The organism is Pseudomonas fluorescens, from assembly GCF_900215245.1.
In the GTDB taxonomy this organism is placed as follows: Bacteria; Pseudomonadota; Gammaproteobacteria; order Pseudomonadales; family Pseudomonadaceae; genus Aquipseudomonas; species Aquipseudomonas fluorescens.
Map to the genome: position 1 here is coordinate 6442696 of NZ_LT907842.1, position 15800 is coordinate 6458495.

13 protein-coding genes and 1 pseudogene are annotated in these 15800 nt (G+C 62.0%); 10 read left to right on the forward strand and 4 right to left on the reverse strand.

The annotated features are described in order from the left end of the window. Positions 1-5 precede the first annotated feature (5 nt). Together CPH89_RS29685 and CPH89_RS29690 are read left to right on the forward strand one after the other, a co-directional pair. Positions 6-800 carry a helix-turn-helix transcriptional regulator gene (locus tag CPH89_RS29685; protein ID WP_053257019.1) on the forward strand — a complete coding sequence of 265 codons (795 nt, stop codon included), beginning with the start codon at positions 6-8 and terminating at the stop codon, positions 798-800. Further along, a complete protein-coding gene (locus CPH89_RS29690) occupies positions 800-2269 on the forward strand; it encodes an efflux transporter outer membrane subunit (RefSeq protein WP_053258006.1) in 1470 nt (489 codons plus the stop codon). Before CPH89_RS29685 ends, CPH89_RS29690 begins: the two co-directional genes overlap by 1 nt. Positions 2270-2307: 38 nt before the next feature. Here CPH89_RS29690 and CPH89_RS29695 read toward each other — a convergent pair whose 3' ends face one another. Further along, positions 2308-3180 (reverse strand): LysR family transcriptional regulator, encoded by an 873-nt coding sequence (locus tag CPH89_RS29695; protein ID WP_053257020.1) that lies wholly within the window; start codon positions 3178-3180, stop codon positions 2308-2310. A 134-nt stretch (positions 3181-3314) separates the two neighbouring features. Between CPH89_RS29695 and CPH89_RS29700 the strand changes: the two genes are divergently transcribed. Further along, entirely contained in the window at positions 3315-4088 is a 774-nt protein-coding gene (locus CPH89_RS29700) for a glucose 1-dehydrogenase (protein ID WP_053257021.1), read from the forward strand. 13 nt (positions 4089-4101) lie between these two features. Then, positions 4102-5154 carry an L-idonate 5-dehydrogenase gene (locus CPH89_RS29705; protein ID WP_053257022.1) on the forward strand — a complete coding sequence of 351 codons (1053 nt, stop codon included), beginning with the start codon at positions 4102-4104 and terminating at the stop codon, positions 5152-5154. Between the two features lie 3 nt (positions 5155-5157). Here CPH89_RS29705 and CPH89_RS29710 read toward each other — a convergent pair whose 3' ends face one another. Together CPH89_RS29710 and CPH89_RS29715 are read right to left on the reverse strand one after the other, a co-directional pair. After that, positions 5158-5949 carry an ABC transporter permease gene (locus CPH89_RS29710; RefSeq protein WP_053257023.1) on the reverse strand — a complete coding sequence of 264 codons (792 nt, stop codon included), beginning with the start codon at positions 5947-5949 and terminating at the stop codon, positions 5158-5160. Beyond that, positions 5946-6623: an ABC transporter ATP-binding protein gene (locus tag CPH89_RS29715; RefSeq protein ID WP_053257024.1), complete on the reverse strand. Its 678-nt coding sequence runs from the start codon at positions 6621-6623 to the stop codon at positions 5946-5948. The genes CPH89_RS29710 and CPH89_RS29715 overlap by 4 nt, the downstream gene beginning before the upstream one ends. Before the next feature lie 132 nt (positions 6624-6755). On the opposite strand from CPH89_RS29715, the pseudogene CPH89_RS29720 reads away from it, so the two are divergent. Together CPH89_RS29720 and CPH89_RS29725 are read left to right on the forward strand one after the other, a co-directional pair. Continuing rightward, positions 6756-7831 (forward strand): annotated as a pseudogene (locus CPH89_RS29720) (aldo/keto reductase). A 267-nt stretch (positions 7832-8098) separates the two neighbouring features. Then, positions 8099-9304, forward strand: coding sequence for a DUF1835 domain-containing protein (locus tag CPH89_RS29725; protein ID WP_053257026.1), 1206 nt, complete (start codon positions 8099-8101; stop codon positions 9302-9304). A 7-nt stretch (positions 9305-9311) separates the two neighbouring features. Here CPH89_RS29725 and CPH89_RS29730 read toward each other — a convergent pair whose 3' ends face one another. Then, the gene (locus CPH89_RS29730; RefSeq protein WP_053257027.1) at positions 9312-9833 is read right to left on the reverse strand and encodes an ANTAR domain-containing protein; all 522 of its coding nucleotides are present in this window, start codon (positions 9831-9833) and stop codon (positions 9312-9314) included. Positions 9834-10039: 206 nt separating this feature from the next. Here CPH89_RS29730 and CPH89_RS29735 point away from each other — a divergent pair, with 206 nt between their 5' ends. From CPH89_RS29735 to CPH89_RS29750, 4 genes are read left to right on the forward strand one after another with little or no spacing between them, the layout of a single operon-like run. Further along, positions 10040-10723: a fimbrial biogenesis chaperone gene (locus CPH89_RS29735; RefSeq protein ID WP_262410136.1), complete on the forward strand. Its 684-nt coding sequence runs from the start codon at positions 10040-10042 to the stop codon at positions 10721-10723. Between the two features lie 23 nt (positions 10724-10746). After that, positions 10747-11727: a fimbrial protein gene (locus CPH89_RS29740; protein ID WP_053257029.1), complete on the forward strand. Its 981-nt coding sequence runs from the start codon at positions 10747-10749 to the stop codon at positions 11725-11727. A 57-nt stretch (positions 11728-11784) separates the two neighbouring features. Further along, positions 11785-14583, forward strand: coding sequence for an ATP-binding protein (locus tag CPH89_RS29745; protein ID WP_053257030.1), 2799 nt, complete (start codon positions 11785-11787; stop codon positions 14581-14583). Beyond that, the gene (locus tag CPH89_RS29750) at positions 14570-15763 is read left to right on the forward strand and encodes a response regulator cyclic di-GMP phosphodiesterase PvrR (protein WP_053257031.1); all 1194 of its coding nucleotides are present in this window, start codon (positions 14570-14572) and stop codon (positions 15761-15763) included. Before CPH89_RS29745 ends, CPH89_RS29750 begins: the two co-directional genes overlap by 14 nt. The last annotated feature ends 37 nt before the right edge of the window (positions 15764-15800 follow it).

Genomic DNA, 15800 nt, shown 5'->3' on the forward strand with positions numbered 1-15800 from the left:
TGGCTATGAGTCTGACCCGCAGTATCGGTGACACGCAGAGCCCGCATTTCTATGCAGAAATGGGCGAGTTGATTTCAAACAGCGGCCAGGAAACCTTCGCCGCCAACATGCTGCAGCTGGTGGATAAATGGGTACCGATGCACTTGGTCGACCTGAGTGAATGGACCCTGGACGAACTGCGCGACAGCGTGCTGGATATCAAGCTGCTCGGCAGCGCCGGGCTGCAAAAGGACGTGTCTGCGCCGCAGACCGTGCATGCACTGAATGATCATCCGCTGTTGCGGGAAATGCTGCGCATGCAAGACCCGCTGCTGATCCAGATGAAAGCCAATGCCAACAGCGCGCACCCGCGTGGCAGTTCGCACCAGTGCAATCTGGTATCGCGTCAGGGCAACCGGCGCTGTGTGATTTCGTTCTATCGCTCGCCCACCCAGCCAGCCTTTTCCCTGGCGCAGTTGTCGTTTCTCAAATGCTTGTCGGACACCTTGTTGCCCTTGATGGAGCGGCATGCACACCTGCTGCGTCTGGTGCCGCACGCCGAGTCCGAGCCGGCCCAGAATCTGCTCGAGCAATCGCAGTTGCAGCGCGAGTTCTACACGCGTTTGTCCCTCAGCGATATCACCCTGTCGGCGCGCGAGCAGGAAGTTTGCCTGGGCCTGTTGACCGGCGGCACCGTGCCGCAGATAGCCGAAAAACTCAGCGTAAAAAACAGCTCGATCGAAACCTACCTCAAGCGCGCCGCCGCCAAGTTGGGCGTGAGTGGGCGGCATGGTTTGGCCAAATGGATGGTTGGCGCCTGATGAACAAATGGACACTCACCAGCGTCGGTATGGCCTGGATGCTCGGCGGTTGTTCGCTGATCCCCGAGTACCAACGGCCTGCGGCGCCGACCCCTGCGCAGTACCCCCAAGGCGGCGTCTACCGCCTGGCGCAGGTCAACGCCGTAGCGGTAAAGCCGGATTGGCAGCAACTGTTTCACGACCCGGCCCTGCAACAGTTGATTGGCAGCGCGCTGGCCAACAACCGTGACCTCAGGGTGGCCGCACTGAATGTGGAAGCGTTCCAGGCCCAGTACCGCATCCAGCGTGCGGACCTGTTCCCGGCGGTGTCCGCGACAGGTGCCGGCAAGCGCCAGAAGTTGCCGGCCGGTGTAACCGGCACCGGCAAGTCGGCGATCACCTCCAACTATTCGGCCACGTTAGGGCTCAGCGCCTATGAGCTGGATTTGTTTGGCCGCGTGCGCAGCCTCAGCGAGCAGGCGATGCTCACCTACCTGGGCAGCGAAGAAGCCCGGCGCAGCACTCAGCTAAGCCTGGTCGCCAATGTCGCCAACGCCTACCTGACCTGGCGCGCCGACCAGGAGCTGCTGGCCCTGGCGCAGCAAACCCTGACGGCCAACGATCACAGTTGGCAACTGACCAGCCGCAGCAAAAGTGCGGGCAAGGCGTCGGCGCTGGACGTGGTACAGGCCCGCACGGCCGTCGAAAGTACCCGTGCCAGCGTGGCCCGTTATGAACGCCAGGTCGTCCAGGACCTCAACAACCTTGCGTTGCTGGTTGGCGGCCCGGTGGATGAGCACCTGCCGTCGCGGCCACTGGCCGATGACCTGGTGGCACGCGTGCCCGCAGGCTTGCCGTCCGACCTGTTGCAACGGCGCCCGGATATCCTCCAGGCCGAGTACCAGTTGCAAGCGGCCAACGCCAATATCGGCGCGGCCCGCGCAGCGTTTTTCCCGTCGGTCACCCTCACGGCCAACGCCGGCAGCACCAGCACCGAACTGTCAGGATTGTTCAAGGGCGGCACCGGCACCTGGACCTTCCAACCGCAAATCAACCTGCCGATCTTCAACGCCGGCAGCCTGCGTGCCAGCCTTGATTACGCCAAATTGCAGAAAGACATTACGGTGGCCCAGTACGAAAAATCCATCCAGACCGCGTTCCAGGAAGTCGCCGACGGCCTCGCCGCGCGCCAGACGTTCAATGACCAACTGCAGGCGCAACGGGATTTCGTCGCGGCCAACCAGGCCTATTACGACCTGGCCCAACACCGCTACCGCAGCGGCGTCGACAGCAACCTGACGTTCCTTGATGCGCAGCGTTCGCTGTTCAGTTCACAGCAGGCACTGATCGTCGACCGCTTGGCCCAATTGGTCGCCGAGGTGAACCTGTATACGGCGCTGGGCGGCGCGTGGAACGTCAACTCAACCCCGACTGCCGCAGCCGGTACGCCCCCGGCGTCATCTGTGGGTAACGACGGAAAAACCGGTTGAAATCCGCCGCGGCTTAGCACCCCGGTGGGTAGCCGATGTCACTCGCCAAACAATTCCACGATCAGATTGAACACGGTGCTCTTCACCGCACTGTCCAGTTCGGTCCAGGCCAACCCGGTACTGGCCTGGAAGCCGCCCAGCTGCAAATGCCGCGACACGCAATTGGCAGGCAACGCCCGCGCCGCCTGCTGCGGCAACACCCCGATGCCCAACCCGGCAGACACCAGTGCGAGCATGGTGGTGAACTCGCCCAGTTCGCTGGCGATCGCCAGCGGGATGCCCAGGGCCTGGATAAACTCGTCATAGAACCCCGGCGCGTAACGCCGTGCCAGGATAAACACCGGCAGTTTGAGCAGGTCGCCAGGCCGGATGAAATTCTGGGCCGCCAGTGGGTGATCGATGGGCAACGCCACGCAAAAATGCTCGCGCAGCACCGCGCGGGTGTGCACGCCGGGGTGGGCGGCCGGCAGGCGCATCAGGCCGAAGTCCAGCTGGCCATGCTTCAAGGCGGCCGCTTGATCAGGGCCGGGCATGTCCTTGAGCTCCAGTTCGATACGCGGGTAGCGTTGGTGCACCGCACGGATCAACTCGGGCAATAACTGTGGCAACACCGAAGACACAAACCCCAAGCGCACCCGCCCGATTTCCCCGCGGTTGGACGCGCGTGCCGTATCGGCCGCCCGCGACGCCTGGTGCAAGGTGGCCTGGGCTTCCGGCAGAAACACCCGCCCCGCGTCGGTCAGCGTCACCGAGTGGCGGTTGCGGTCCAGCAGGCGCACGCCGAGGCCACTTTCCAGCAGTTTTATTTGCATACTCAGCGCCGGTTGCACGATCGACAACTGAGCCGCCGCCCGCCCGAAATGCAGCTCCTGGGCCAGTACCACAAACGCGCGCAAGTGCTTGAGCTCCATCCGCCCTCCTGGTTATCACCGATATTGATCAGGCGATCATAAATGAACATTGGACCTGCACCCTACACTGGGATGAAGTAAGCGCCAGTGGATCAAACGCTTATCACCATAAGCGCGCCAGGAGAGACAACCCCATGCAAAACGTGTTGGAAACGTTCCGCCTCGACGGTCGGCTTGCCCTGATCACCGGCTCCAGCGCCGGTATCGGCTTGGCCATCGCTCGTGGCCTGGCCCAGGCCGGTGCGCGAGTGGTGCTTAACGGGCGCAACCGCAGCACCTTAGCGGAGGCGGCCGCCATATTGACGCTGGAAGGCCTGGAGGTGCACACCCAAGCGTTTGATGTCACCGACAGCACGGCCATCCACGCCGCCGTCGCCGATATTGAAGAGCGCCTTGGCCCGCTGGACATCCTCGTCAACAACGCCGGCATGCAACGCCGTGGGCCGCTGGAAGACTACAGCGAGCAACACTGGCGCGAGCTGATCAGCACCAACCTCGACAGCGCTTTCCTGGTGGGCCAGGCGGTGGCGCGGGCGATGATCGCGCGCAAACGTGGGCGCATCATTAATATCTGCTCGGTGCAAAGTGAACTGGGCCGTCCGGGCATCGCACCGTATGCGGCGAGCAAAGGTGCACTGAAAATGCTCACCAAGGGCATGGCCATCGATTGGGGCCCCCATGGGTTGACGGTCAACGGCATTGGCCCCGGCTATTTCAAGACCGAGCTGAATGCACAGCTGGTGGCCAACCCCGAATTCAGCGACTGGCTGGTACAGCGCACGCCGAGCCGCCGCTGGGGTGAGGTGGCCGAACTGGCCGGCGCCGCCGTCTTCCTCGCCAGTGACGCGGCCAGCTTCGTCAATGGCCATATCCTGTATGTCGACGGTGGCATCACCGCCTCGCTGTAAACCGGAGAACCTTATGCACGCTATCGTCTGTCACGCCTCGAAAGACCTGCGGGTCGATCCCCAGGATGAACCGCAAACCCTCGCGCCCGATCAACTGCGCGTACGCATAGCCCGTGGCGGTATCTGCGGTTCGGATGTGCATTATTACCAGCATGGCGGCTTCGGCAGCGTGCGCCTGCGCGAGCCGATGGTGCTCGGCCACGAAGTGTCGGCGGTGATCGACGCCGTGGGCAGTGACGCCGGTTCGTTCAAGGTCGGTCAACGCATTGCCGTTTCACCATCGCGCCCTTGCTGCGGTTGCCGGTATTGCCATCAAGGCCTGCCCAACCATTGCCTGAACATGCGCTTCTACGGCAGCGCCATGCCGTTCCCGCATATCCAGGGCGCGTTTCGCCAAAGCCTGGTGATCGAGACGCATCAGGCGCATCGCCTGGCCGACCACGTCAGCCTCGCCGAAGGTGCGCTGGCCGAGCCGTTGTCGGTGGGTTTGCATGCGATCCAACGCGCCGGCACGGTGTTCGGCAAACGCATACTGGTGACCGGCTGCGGCCCGATCGGCAACCTGCTGATCGGCAGCCTGCGCGCCGCCGGTGCCGCTGAGATCGTCGCCGTTGACCTATCCGCCAGCGCCCTCGCCTGCGCCGAAAAAATGGGCGCCACGCGCCTGCACAACCTGGCCGACGGCAACGATGCACTCGAGCGCTACAGCGCTGAAAAGGGCTATTTCGACGTGATGTTCGAAGTCTCCGGCAGTGCCCAGGCCCTGCGCAACGGCCTGGAGTGCATCGCCCCGCGCGGTGTGCTGGTGACGGTCGGGCTGGGGGGTGATGTGTCGCTGCCACTGAATGTGCTGGTCAGTCGCGAGATTGAATTACGCGGCACCTTCCGCTTCCACAGCGAATTCGCCCAGGCGGTGGACTTGCTCAATCGCCACATCGTGGATGTGCGCCCGGTGATCTCCCACACCGTGCCGTTTGGCGACGCGGTGCAGGCGTTTGAATTGGCCGCGGACAAGACTCAGGCAATGAAAGTGGTGCTGGACTTTGGTGTGCCCGACGCGGGCTGACAGTCAGCGTTCTTCCAATCGGTCGCGCAAAAACCGGTGGCTCCTGGAGAACAGCCGCCGGTAGGTGAGCAGTACCGCACCGACCGTGCCCAGCGCCGACGACGCGGCGATCAAAAACATGATGACGATCTGGTAGCGCACCGCGTCCACCGGGCTCTCCCCGGCCAGCACCTGGCCCGTCATCATGCCCGGCAAGCTGACGATGCCCACCACGGTCATCTGGTTCAGCGTCGGGATCATCCCGGCGCGCACCGCCTGGCGGATGGCTTCCTGCGCCGCTTCCCAACGCGAACCGCCCAGAGCCAGGATCATCTCGATGGTGTTGCGCCCCGAGGTCAGTTCCTGAGTCATGCGCTCGATCCCCAGGGACACACCGGTCAGTGTATTGCCCAGGATCATTCCCAAAATCGGGATCGCATACTGCGGCTCGTACCACGGGTGGATGCGGATTACCGCAAACAAACCCACCGCCGTCACCAACCAGGAACTGCCCCACACCGACAGGATGCTGTCGACCCGCTGCCCGCGATAGGTCCTGCGCCCACGCCCCGCCGCCGACAACCCGGCAATCAAGGTCATCGCACACATCAACGGCAGCACCACATACCAGTACGCGAACTCGAATACCCACCCCAGCAGGTAACCGATGGCCAACAATTGCACCACCGTACGCACCGCCGCCCAGAGCAATTGGCGACCGAGGCCCAGGCGCAGCAGCAATGACAGCGCGCCGTTGATCAGGATCAGCGAGGCGGCGATGCCCATGTCCAGCGCGGTGAGGTTTTGATAGTTCATGGCTGGGCCGCTCCACTCAGCGCACCGGCAGTCATGTGCAGGTGGAGGGCGCTCATGCGTTGGGCCTGGTCAAGGTCATGGGACACCCAGACATAGGCGCGGGCATTATCGGCGGCATACCAGGCGGTGATCAGCGCTTCGACATCACGCGAGGATGTCGGGTCGAGGGCCGCGGTCGGTTCGTCCAGCAACAGCACTTCAGGGTTCAGTTGCAGGGTTCGAATCAGTGAGACGACCTGGGACTCACCGCCTGACAGGTCAGCGGCGTTTTTGCCCAGGAAGTCCGGCGTTTTACCGGCGTGCCCCAGCAGCGCGGTGACCGCTGGCAGATCAAAACTGCGCGTGCGCAGCGTCTTGAGGCTGAAGGGGAAACGCAGGTTGTCTTCGACCGTGCCCTCGATCAACGCGGGGCGTTGTGAGAGGTAGCTGATGTGGCTGCGATAGTGGGGAATCTGCGCGTTGGTGATGGGCTGGCCGTTCCAGAGGAGCTGCCCGCTGGTGGGCGCATCCAGCAATGCCAGCGCCCGCAGGAACACGCTTTTACCGGAGCCCGAGGAGCCGGTGATGGACACGCGGTCGGCGCGGTTCAAGCAGAAGTCCGTGGGTTGCAGCAACGCCACCTGGCGGCGCTCGTCCCTGCGCGTAAGGCCGCGGGTTTCTATCAGTGCGCTCATGAACGCGGGGTTCCTCTTAAACCGTGTTGGGTGCCATGGTGAGGCACGCGCAGGAAGTTTTCATGAAAAAATTCAAACTATCGCCACCCCTGTCGTTCACAGGTTCACGTGCAACGTAAAACAGGAGGCGACATGCAATACCGTCAACTGGGCCATTCGGGCCTGCTGGTATCCGAAATCATCCTCGGCACCGTGCCATTTGGGGGGGCGCCGAATTTGCAAAATGCGGCGCGGTGGACGTGCCCCAGGCCAAGCGCATGTTCGACATCGCGTTTGACGCCGGGGTGAATATGGTCGACACCGCCGACCTGTATTCCCACGGGTTGGCTGAGGAAGTCGTCGGTAAAGCCTTGGGTGACAAACGTCACGACATCCTGCTGGCCACCAAGGGCCGCAGCCCCGTGGACAAAAACCCGAACAACTCCGGCTCATCGCGCTTCCACCTGATCCGCGCCTGCGAAGCCAGCTTGAAGCGGCTGGGCACCGATCATATCGACCTCTACCAGCTGCATAACTGGGACGGCGTGACGCCCATCGAGGAAACCCTCGAAGCCCTGCGCCTGTTAGTGGGCTCCGGGAAAATTCGCTACTTCGGCACCAGCAACTTCACCGCCTGGCAGATGATGAAAACCCTGGGCAAAGCCGAGCTGCACGGCATGCTCAAACCCATCACTCAGCAGATTTACTACACCCCCGAATCTCGCGAAGCCGAGTACGAATTGCTGCCGATGGCGCTGGACCAGTCCATCGGCACCCTGGTGTGGGGCCCGATGGGCGAAGGCCTGCTGACCGGCTCGACCCGGCGCGGGCATACGCCGCCGGCCAACACCCGCCAGGGCAGCGGCTGGCCGGAACCCTATGTGCATGACCCGGAGCGTGCGCTGGATATCATCGAGACCCTTGCCGCCGTGGGTGATGAGCATGGCGTGTCAGTGGCGCGTACCTGCCTGGCCTGGCTCAAGGACCGCCCGGGGATCACTTCGCTGATCGTCGGCGCCCGCACCGAAGCGCACCTGCGCGACAACCTGGCGGCCACTGAGCTGAAACTCACCGAGGCGCAATCTTCGCGTATCGAGGCCGTAACGCGCCGACAGCCGCTGTACCCGTACTGGCATCGGTTTACCGCCGGGATTGATCGCTTTGATCCGGCGGAGCAACCGTTCCTGGCGGAACATCAAAAGACCATGGATGCCAGAAAAGATAAGTAAACGGTCACGCAAATCCCAATGTGGGAGCGGGCTTGCCCGCGACAGCGGTGGATCAGTTAGCGAATCTGGTGACTGAGACTGCGCAATCGCGGGCAAGCCCGCTCCCACAGTTTTGAATTGCACTGAACAGCAATCCTGCCTATATTTCCCGCCTGGCGCTCTCTACGCCACCTTCCGCGGAAAGGGCTGCGCCCAAGACACTCAAGCACCACCTCATTGCTACGACTCCCAACCTTAAAGCGGAAAAGGTTTGTACAAGGAGATCGTATGTCGCCACGCCCCGTATCCTCGCCCCATAACGGCCGTATTAACCTTGCGCAGCAGCGCAAGCGCGCCAAGGAGCTATTGGCACAGCTGAAAAGCCAGGACCCCGGCGCCACCCTGTCGCAGGCCCAATGGCAGGTTGCCAGACAGCTCGGTTTCAGCAGCTGGCCCAAACTCAAGACCCATGTCGACGCCCTCGATTTCGCCGCCCGCCACCCCATGTTCGAGGCCTGCGATGAAGCCCGCACCACCCACTGGCGCTGTGGCAGTGACATAGCCCACAGCCTGCAACTGGCGGGGTTCAAAGGGCAGTTCCGGATGCTCACCGACCCGTTGTGCATGGGGCCGGTTCGCGACCTGCCCAGCGAAGATTTCCGCGCCTTGCGCAGTGCCTTTATCAGCCAGACGTTTGCGCTGGACTACATGGATGCAGCGCGCCGTGTCGACGATGAATATAACCAACTGGACGCCTTGGCCAGCGCCAACCACAGCGTGCTGTGGTGCGAGGCGGATGCCTACGACCAGCTGTTTTTGATCCGCGCACTGGCCGGTCTTGAGCAGGCACCGCCCAGGCTGGAGTTGATTGAAGTTGACCGTATTCCCGGCGTCGAGCGCTTTATCGGCATTGGCCTGTTGGCACCCGATGTGCTGGCGTGGCTATGGCCGCAGCGACGCGTGATCAATGACGCGGCAGTGCAGTTGGCCCAACAGGCCTGGTCGGCGTACTGCGACAGCTCACCGGTCAAGCTCGCGGAACTGGCTCATAGTCCGCACGCATCGCTGCCGTTCCTCGCGCCAGCGCTACTGCGCCAGTTGCAGGAACTGCCAGGTTTTGTGGACGGCCTGTCGCTCACCGAGCGCCTGTCGTTAAGGTACATCGCCGAAGTTGGACCGGTGCCCTTCGGCAGAGTGTTTGCCGAACTGATGGCCAAGCGCGAGCCGCTGCCATTCCTGGGCGACATGATGTTTCATGCACTGCTGCGGCCGTTGATCGACGGGCCGAATCCCTTGCTGATCGAAACCGGAACCGAGCGCGAATGGCCACGCCGCGAGCTGCTATTGACGCCGCTGGGGGCGCAGGTGCTGGACGGGGATGCGTATTGGCTCGATCACGCCGGCCATGCGCGCTGGGTCGGAGGCGTGTGCCTCACTCCCGGCCAAGCGCATTGGACGCTGGGCAGCAATTACCTGCCCATCTGGCGTGACTGACACCCGCTTACCGCTTGGGCGATAACCCGACGGCGCACGCCACCACCGCCGGGTCGCCCAAAGGGATCGCGCGCGGGCCCACCGAGGGTGGCTGGGTACGGCTGTCGACGGCGCGCAGTACCGGACGCTCAACGGTCGGCAGGCTATGGTCGGGGTCGACAATTTCCATGCAACGGCGCAGTGAGTTGAAGTCCGGCGACTGCGACAGCGAGAGGTGCAGCGTCTGGCTCACCGATACAGACACCACCGAACTCTGCGCGCATTGCCCGTCATAGATCAGCGTGTGGCGAATCAGCGGGTTGTCATGGCAATACTTCAACAGGTTGACGTGCCTGGATCGCACCAGCGCTGTGTTGATGATCAACAAGTCGAACGCCACACAACCTGAGCGCGTCAACGCCTGCAACTCCTCGAACGAACTCAAGGGGGCGATACGGTGATAGCCCAGCTGGTTGAGCATTTTCTCGATCTTGATCCGTTGCAACAAGTCTGCATCAGCAATCAGAAGGCGTAACGCTTTATTGGACATAGGGTAAACCTGACAGTTGGGCATCAGCGTCGATCATTCAACGCTGAACACGGTAACCGTCAGCGGGAAACCTGACTTTAAGGCGATTCTGAAACGGTCACCGGGCGCACCGGTCCACTTTTAAGAATCGCCTGAAAGCCCTCGCATCACCTCGCCCCTACCATGGCCTGCGTCCTCTCACGCTGCCATGGAATTCGTCTGTGCTCATGTTTTTACTCAGAATGGTGCTGATCGCCTGCGGGCTGCTGGTTCTCGCGCCGCCGCCCGCCAGCGCGGCACTGAAAATCGAAGGCACGCGCTTGATCTATTTCGGCCAGGACAAGGCCGCCAGCATCAACGTGATCAACCAGGCATCGCGCGAGGTGGTGGTGCAAACCTGGATCACCGGCGATGACGACTCAAGCGGCGCGGTGCCGTTTGCCGCCACCGAGCCTCTGGTGCAACTGGGCGCGGGGGAGCATCACCCACTGCGCATCCTGTATGCCGGCGAAGGCTTGCCCACCGATCGCGAATCGCTGTTCTGGCTCAACATCATGGAGATTCCGCTCAAGCCGGAAGACCCTGACAGCGTGCAGTTTGCGATACGCCAACGGCTCAAGCTGTTCTATCGGCCGCCCGCACTCAAGGGCGGCTCGGCCGAGGCGGTGCAGCAGTTGGTCTGGAGCAGCACTGACGGGCACACCCTCACGGTCCGCAACCCCAGCGCGTTTCACCTGTCGCTGGTGAACGTACAGACCGACAGCGTGACGCTCAGCGATTACCTGCTGCTCAAACCTCAAGAGAGCAAAACCCTGACGGCACCGAGCGCCTTGCCCAAGGGCACCACCCTCCATTTCACCGAAATCACCGATATCGGCTTGCAGGCCCGCCATAGCGCGGCGCTCAAGTGATAGATCGCGGGGTATTTACACCTATGTCACTGACCAAACGCTGCTTACCAATACTGCTGTGGGTCTGCGCGGCCCTGCCCGCCACCAGCCATGCGCTGGCGTGCCGTGAGGACGGCACCGGCTCGATCATCACCCAGGAAGCGTTGGGCACCGCGCTGGCCGTCGCCGCCGACGCCCCCAACGGCAGCATTATCTGGGAGTCGGGCCCACGCTCGACCAATGTGATCTGCAAGGACGACTACAACGTCGGCCGCGAAGAGGTGTATTTCTACGTCAACCCGGCCGGCGTGAGCATCGGCACGGGCATTCGCGTGGGTATCCGCTACAACAACCAGCCGATTACCCAAAGCACTGGCAAGGTCGGCACCGGGTTCTTTTCCGACCGGGGCTGCACCTCCAACTGCATCGGTTGGGACAAGGCGCGCTTTACCCTCAACTTCAGTGTCTTCATCGAGAAGTACGACCCCACGCCACCGAGTGGCCAAGCCAGTACATTGACCTCGTACCGCGTCTTCCAACTGGACGGCGTGCGCGGGCTCAACTCAAGGCCCAACAGCAACTTCAACTACGTGGTCACCGGCATGAACGGCATCCGCTTCGTGCCTTGCACCCCCGAACTGACCATCACCCCTAACGTGGTGAAATTCCCCACACCGTCGCGCAAGGCTTCAATCGGTGAAGTCGCCAGCAGCGCGAACTTCAGTCTGAACCTGCGCAAGGGCTGCGACACGCCCTACACCGTCAGCGCCCGCTTCGCCAGCACCTCGGGAGGCGGCAGCGTAATCAACGGGTTGCTGGTGCCGGACAACAACAATTCGGTGGGCATCTCCTTGTCCCGCGCCGAAAGCGACCAGCCATTGCCGTTCAACGATTGGTTCACCCTGCAGCAACTGATGGGCCTGGGCCAGAGCCACGATGAATTCCGCGCCGACCTGAAATGGCGCACCCTGCCAAAACCCGGCGCGTTCGACGCCGCCGTGGTGGTGGATATGTACTACAAGTAGATGATTTTTAAGGATCGTCTTATGCCAGGCGCAACGGCCCGCGCTTAAAGTCTGCCGATGCGATTGAAAAGTTATCTGCTCCAGATCAACCCCGTCCTCTCCCGACCCGAAGCAGCCAGAAGGCTGCTTCGTATTTTTGCGACCGTGCTGCTCGTCGGCATCCTGAGCGGGGTCTATACCTTTCTGCTCTCGACCTTCAATAACGACATTTCCCAGCGCCGCGGCTACATGAGCAGCGCCATCGCCGAAGCCCATACCTTTTTCACCAATCGCCAGGCCCTGCTCGAAAGCCTGAGCCTGTCGGCGGTGCGCAAGCAGTCGCGGCTTTACCCGTCCTCGCCGGAAGAACAACACCTGGAGCTGGGTAATTCACCCGGCAACCAATGGAGCATCTGGCTGACCGCACGCATGCGTGACTACCTCAAGGCCAAGCAACTGAACCTGCTCTATGTGAGCCCCGACCCCAGCCCGCAGGTGACGCGGCTGTACGACGCGACTGCACAGGTATTGCCGATTTCCAAGTGCATGCTCAACCGCCTCAAGGCCCTGCAACACAGCGACCCGGCCACGCTCAACGAGCTATGGCTGAGCGACAACACCGAACACCACTCGCACCTGTACATCTTCATTCGCCTGGACGACCGTGATGCCAATTCCGGCTGGCTCGGCCTGGAAATGGAGAGCCGTGAGGTGTCCTTGACTCTCAGCGACCAGAGCGCCGGGGCGTTCATGATGCTCAACTCCCAAGGCATGCTGGTCTTCACCAACAGCCCTGATACGAAACTGAGCCGGCAACACCTGAAACCCGACGAAGAGAGCTTCTTCGGTTTTGTCGGCAGCGGCCTCTTGCCCGACCACCTGGTGATCCGCAAGCACTTGAAGTCTTCGGAGTGGCAACTGATGTACTCCATCGACCTGCGCGCAGTGGTCACCGGCTTATGGAAACAGCTGCTCGGTTCGCTGCTGTTCTGCCTGTTCAGCCTGATGCTGATCTGGTTGGTGATGCGCCGGGTCGACCAGCGTTTCATTATTCCCTCGATCCATCGCATCCAGGCACTGATCGAAAGCGAAGCATTTGGCCGTGATGTGATCCAGACCGCGCCCGTCGCGCTCTGTGTGCTGCGCCGCACCGACGGCCAGGTGGTGCTGGAAAACACCCTGGCCCAGCAGTGGTTGGGCAACGGCCCGGAGCGCGAAGCATTGCGCGCCGGCTGGATCGAGCAAGCCTTTGCCAACGGCCCGTCCGAACGCAGTGACTACTTTGAAACCATCGACGGCCGCCACCTGTACCTGAGCAGCGCACCGACCCGCTATAAAGGCGAGGACGTGCTGTTTTGCGCGTTCAGCGACATCAGCGCGCGCAAGCAGGTCGAGGCGGCGCTTGAAGAAGCGCGGCATTCGGCAGATGCCGCCAACGCCGCAAAGACGTTGTTCCTGGCAACCATGAGCCATGAAATCCGCACGCCGCTGTATGGCGTGTTGGGCACCCTGGAACTGCTGGCGCGCACCCAACTCGATAGCCAACAGAAAGACTACCTGCACGCCATCGAGGGCTCGTCGTCGACCCTGCTGCAATTGATCTGCGATGTGCTGGATGTGTCGAAGATCGAGGCCGGGCAACTGGCCCTGGAGTTGAGCGAATTCTCACCGCTGGACCTGGTCCACGAAATTATCCAGGGCTATGCCGCAGCCGCCCAAGGCAAGGGCCTGCAACTGTATGCCTGCTTCGACCCGAAGTTGCCGGAACGGCTGATCGGCGACGTGACACGCATCCGCCAGATTCTCAACAACCTGCTCAACAACGCGGTGAAATTCACCGACTACGGGCGCGTGGTGCTGCGGGTCAAAGTGCTGGGCCGCGATGGCGAACGCTCCAGCCTGCTGTGGCAGGTTTCAGACACCGGCAAAGGCATCGCCCAGGAAGACCAGGCGATGATTTTCGAACCGTTTTACCAGAGTGAAGGCAACACCAACGTGGTCGCCGGCACCGGCCTGGGCCTGCCGATCTGCCAGCGCCTGACGGAATTGATGAACGGCAATATCCGTATGGTCAGCGAACTCGGCCTGGGCAGCAGCTTCAGCCTGATCCTGCCGCTGGAGGAAGCGCCCACCACGCCGATGCCCGCGTTGCTGGCCGAGACCATCTACGTGGCCTCGCCGATCCCGGAGTTGGCGAACTCCGTCAGCGGCTGGTTGCGCCGCTGGGGCGCGCGGGCCCAGACCGGTCTGCCGACGCTGCCGGACAACCATCTGCTGCTGCAAGTGCATCCCGGCAGCGTCGACCCGTTGCTGGTGCCGGAGTGGCCGGGGCCGGTGATACACGTGAGCAGCAACGCCTCTACCGCCGTGGAAGCCGAAGCCGGCGCCTGGCACGTCAACCTCAACCATCTGGGTGCGATTCACCAGGCCGTGAGCCAGGCACAAGGGCTGTGGGTGGCGCGTGCCGATGAACAAACGCGCCAGCGCGACCTGAACAAACTCAACCTGCACCTGCTGGTGGCCGAAGACAACATCATCAACCAGTTGATATTGCGTGACCAACTCGAAGAACTCGGCTGCACCGTGGAGCTGGCGGCCGATGGTCAGGAAGCGTTGCAGCTGTACACCGCCGGCAACTTCGACGTGGTGTTGACCGATGTGAACATGCCCCACATCAACGGCTATGAACTGGCGCGCGAACTGCGCCGCCTGGGCTCACCGTTGCCGATTATCGGGGCCACCGCCAACGCCATGCGCGGCGAGGCCGACCTGTGCCTGGCCGCCGGCATGAACCACTGTCTGGTCAAACCCTTTGCGTTGCGGGCTCTATTCAACTCCCTGGCGCCTTATGCACGGAACACTCATGAAGCCCCTTAGTATTTTGATTGTTGAGGACCATCCCCTGCAGCACATCTACCTGCAGCACTTGCTCAGTGAGTTGGGGGATTTCATGCTCGAGACCGCCGAGGACGGCAAAGAGGCGCTGGAGCGACTGCGCCAGCGCGACTTCGACCTGGTTCTGACCGACCTGCTGATGCCCGGCATGGACGGCGTGCAGTTTATTCAGTGCCTGGCCAGCCTGCGCTGCAAACCGGCGCTGGCGATCATGAGTGCGGCGTCGCGGCGCATGTTGATGGCGGCCAGCCTGGTGGCGAAAAACCTCGACGTGGAAGTGATCGGGCTGATCTCCAAACCGGTTGCCGCCGATGCCTTGCGCAGCCTGGTGGAACAGCTCAGGAACAAGGTACGCAAGCCCTCCCCCGAATTGCCCGAACACATGGACATCGACCGTCACACGCTGGTTCAGGCCATGAGCAGCGGCCAGTTCCAGGCTTGGTTCCAACCGAAAAAATCCTTGGCCAACGGCCGTATTGTCGCTGCCGAAGCCCTGGTGCGCTGGATGCACCCGGAGCAAGGCGTGATGCTGCCTGCCGCATTCCTGCCGGCGATCAAGGCATTTGAACTGGAGGAACGGCTGTTGTGGCTGGTGCTTAAACAAGCCATCCACGCTCAAGAGCATTGGCGCCAGCGCGGCTATGAAATTCCGGTCTCCATCAACTTGCCCACTCACCTGCTCAACAGTCACGACCTGGCTGACCGTTTATTGGAGTTCGTGCTGCACCACGATGGCATCCCGGGGATGATCTGTTTCGAATTGATGGAGTGCTCGGTGCCGCAGGACATCAGTAATTTCTATGCCGGTGCCTGCCGTCTGCGCATCAAGGGCTTCGGCCTGTCCCAGGATGATTTTGGCAAAGGCTACAGCTCGTACCTGAACCTGGTGTCGACGCCGTTTACCGAACTCAAGATCGACCAGGCGCTGGTCCAGGGCAGTCACGACAACGAAGGCATTGCCCAGGCGTTGGCGAGCATCATCGCGCTGGGCCGCAAACTCGGGCTCACCGTGGTCGCCGAAGGCGTCGAGACCCCTCAGCAATTAGCCCTGCTGCGCAAAATCGACTGCAATCAAGTACAGGGTTTCCTGATTTCCCATGCGGTCTCTTCGGACCAATTTCAGCAATTACTGAACAATGATGGCCCCGCGACATCTCACTAGCTGGTGGCCATGGATTATCTGTTCCATAGTAAGGAGT

Bases quoted from the DNA above. Each gene is read 5' to 3' on its own strand.
- CPH89_RS29685 (WP_053257019.1), top strand. From the start codon at position 6: ATGAGTCTGACCCGCAGTATCGGTGACACGCAGAGCCCGCATTTCTAT.
- CPH89_RS29690 (WP_053258006.1), top strand. From the start codon at position 800: ATGAACAAATGGACACTCACCAGCGTCGGTATGGCCTGGATGCTCGGC.
- CPH89_RS29695 (WP_053257020.1), bottom strand. From the start codon at position 3,180: ATGGAGCTCAAGCACTTGCGCGCGTTTGTGGTACTGGCCCAGGAGCTG.
- CPH89_RS29700 (WP_053257021.1), top strand. From the start codon at position 3,315: ATGCAAAACGTGTTGGAAACGTTCCGCCTCGACGGTCGGCTTGCCCTG.
- CPH89_RS29705 (WP_053257022.1), top strand. From the start codon at position 4,102: ATGCACGCTATCGTCTGTCACGCCTCGAAAGACCTGCGGGTCGATCCC.
- CPH89_RS29710 (WP_053257023.1), bottom strand. From the start codon at position 5,949: ATGAACTATCAAAACCTCACCGCGCTGGACATGGGCATCGCCGCCTCG.
- CPH89_RS29715 (WP_053257024.1), bottom strand. From the start codon at position 6,623: ATGAGCGCACTGATAGAAACCCGCGGCCTTACGCGCAGGGACGAGCGC.
- CPH89_RS29725 (WP_053257026.1), top strand. From the start codon at position 8,099: ATGTCGCCACGCCCCGTATCCTCGCCCCATAACGGCCGTATTAACCTT.
- CPH89_RS29730 (WP_053257027.1), bottom strand. From the start codon at position 9,833: ATGTCCAATAAAGCGTTACGCCTTCTGATTGCTGATGCAGACTTGTTG.
- CPH89_RS29735 (WP_262410136.1), top strand. From the start codon at position 10,040: ATGTTTTTACTCAGAATGGTGCTGATCGCCTGCGGGCTGCTGGTTCTC.
- CPH89_RS29740 (WP_053257029.1), top strand. From the start codon at position 10,747: ATGTCACTGACCAAACGCTGCTTACCAATACTGCTGTGGGTCTGCGCG.
- CPH89_RS29745 (WP_053257030.1), top strand. From the start codon at position 11,785: ATGCGATTGAAAAGTTATCTGCTCCAGATCAACCCCGTCCTCTCCCGA.
- CPH89_RS29750 (WP_053257031.1), top strand. From the start codon at position 14,570: ATGAAGCCCCTTAGTATTTTGATTGTTGAGGACCATCCCCTGCAGCAC.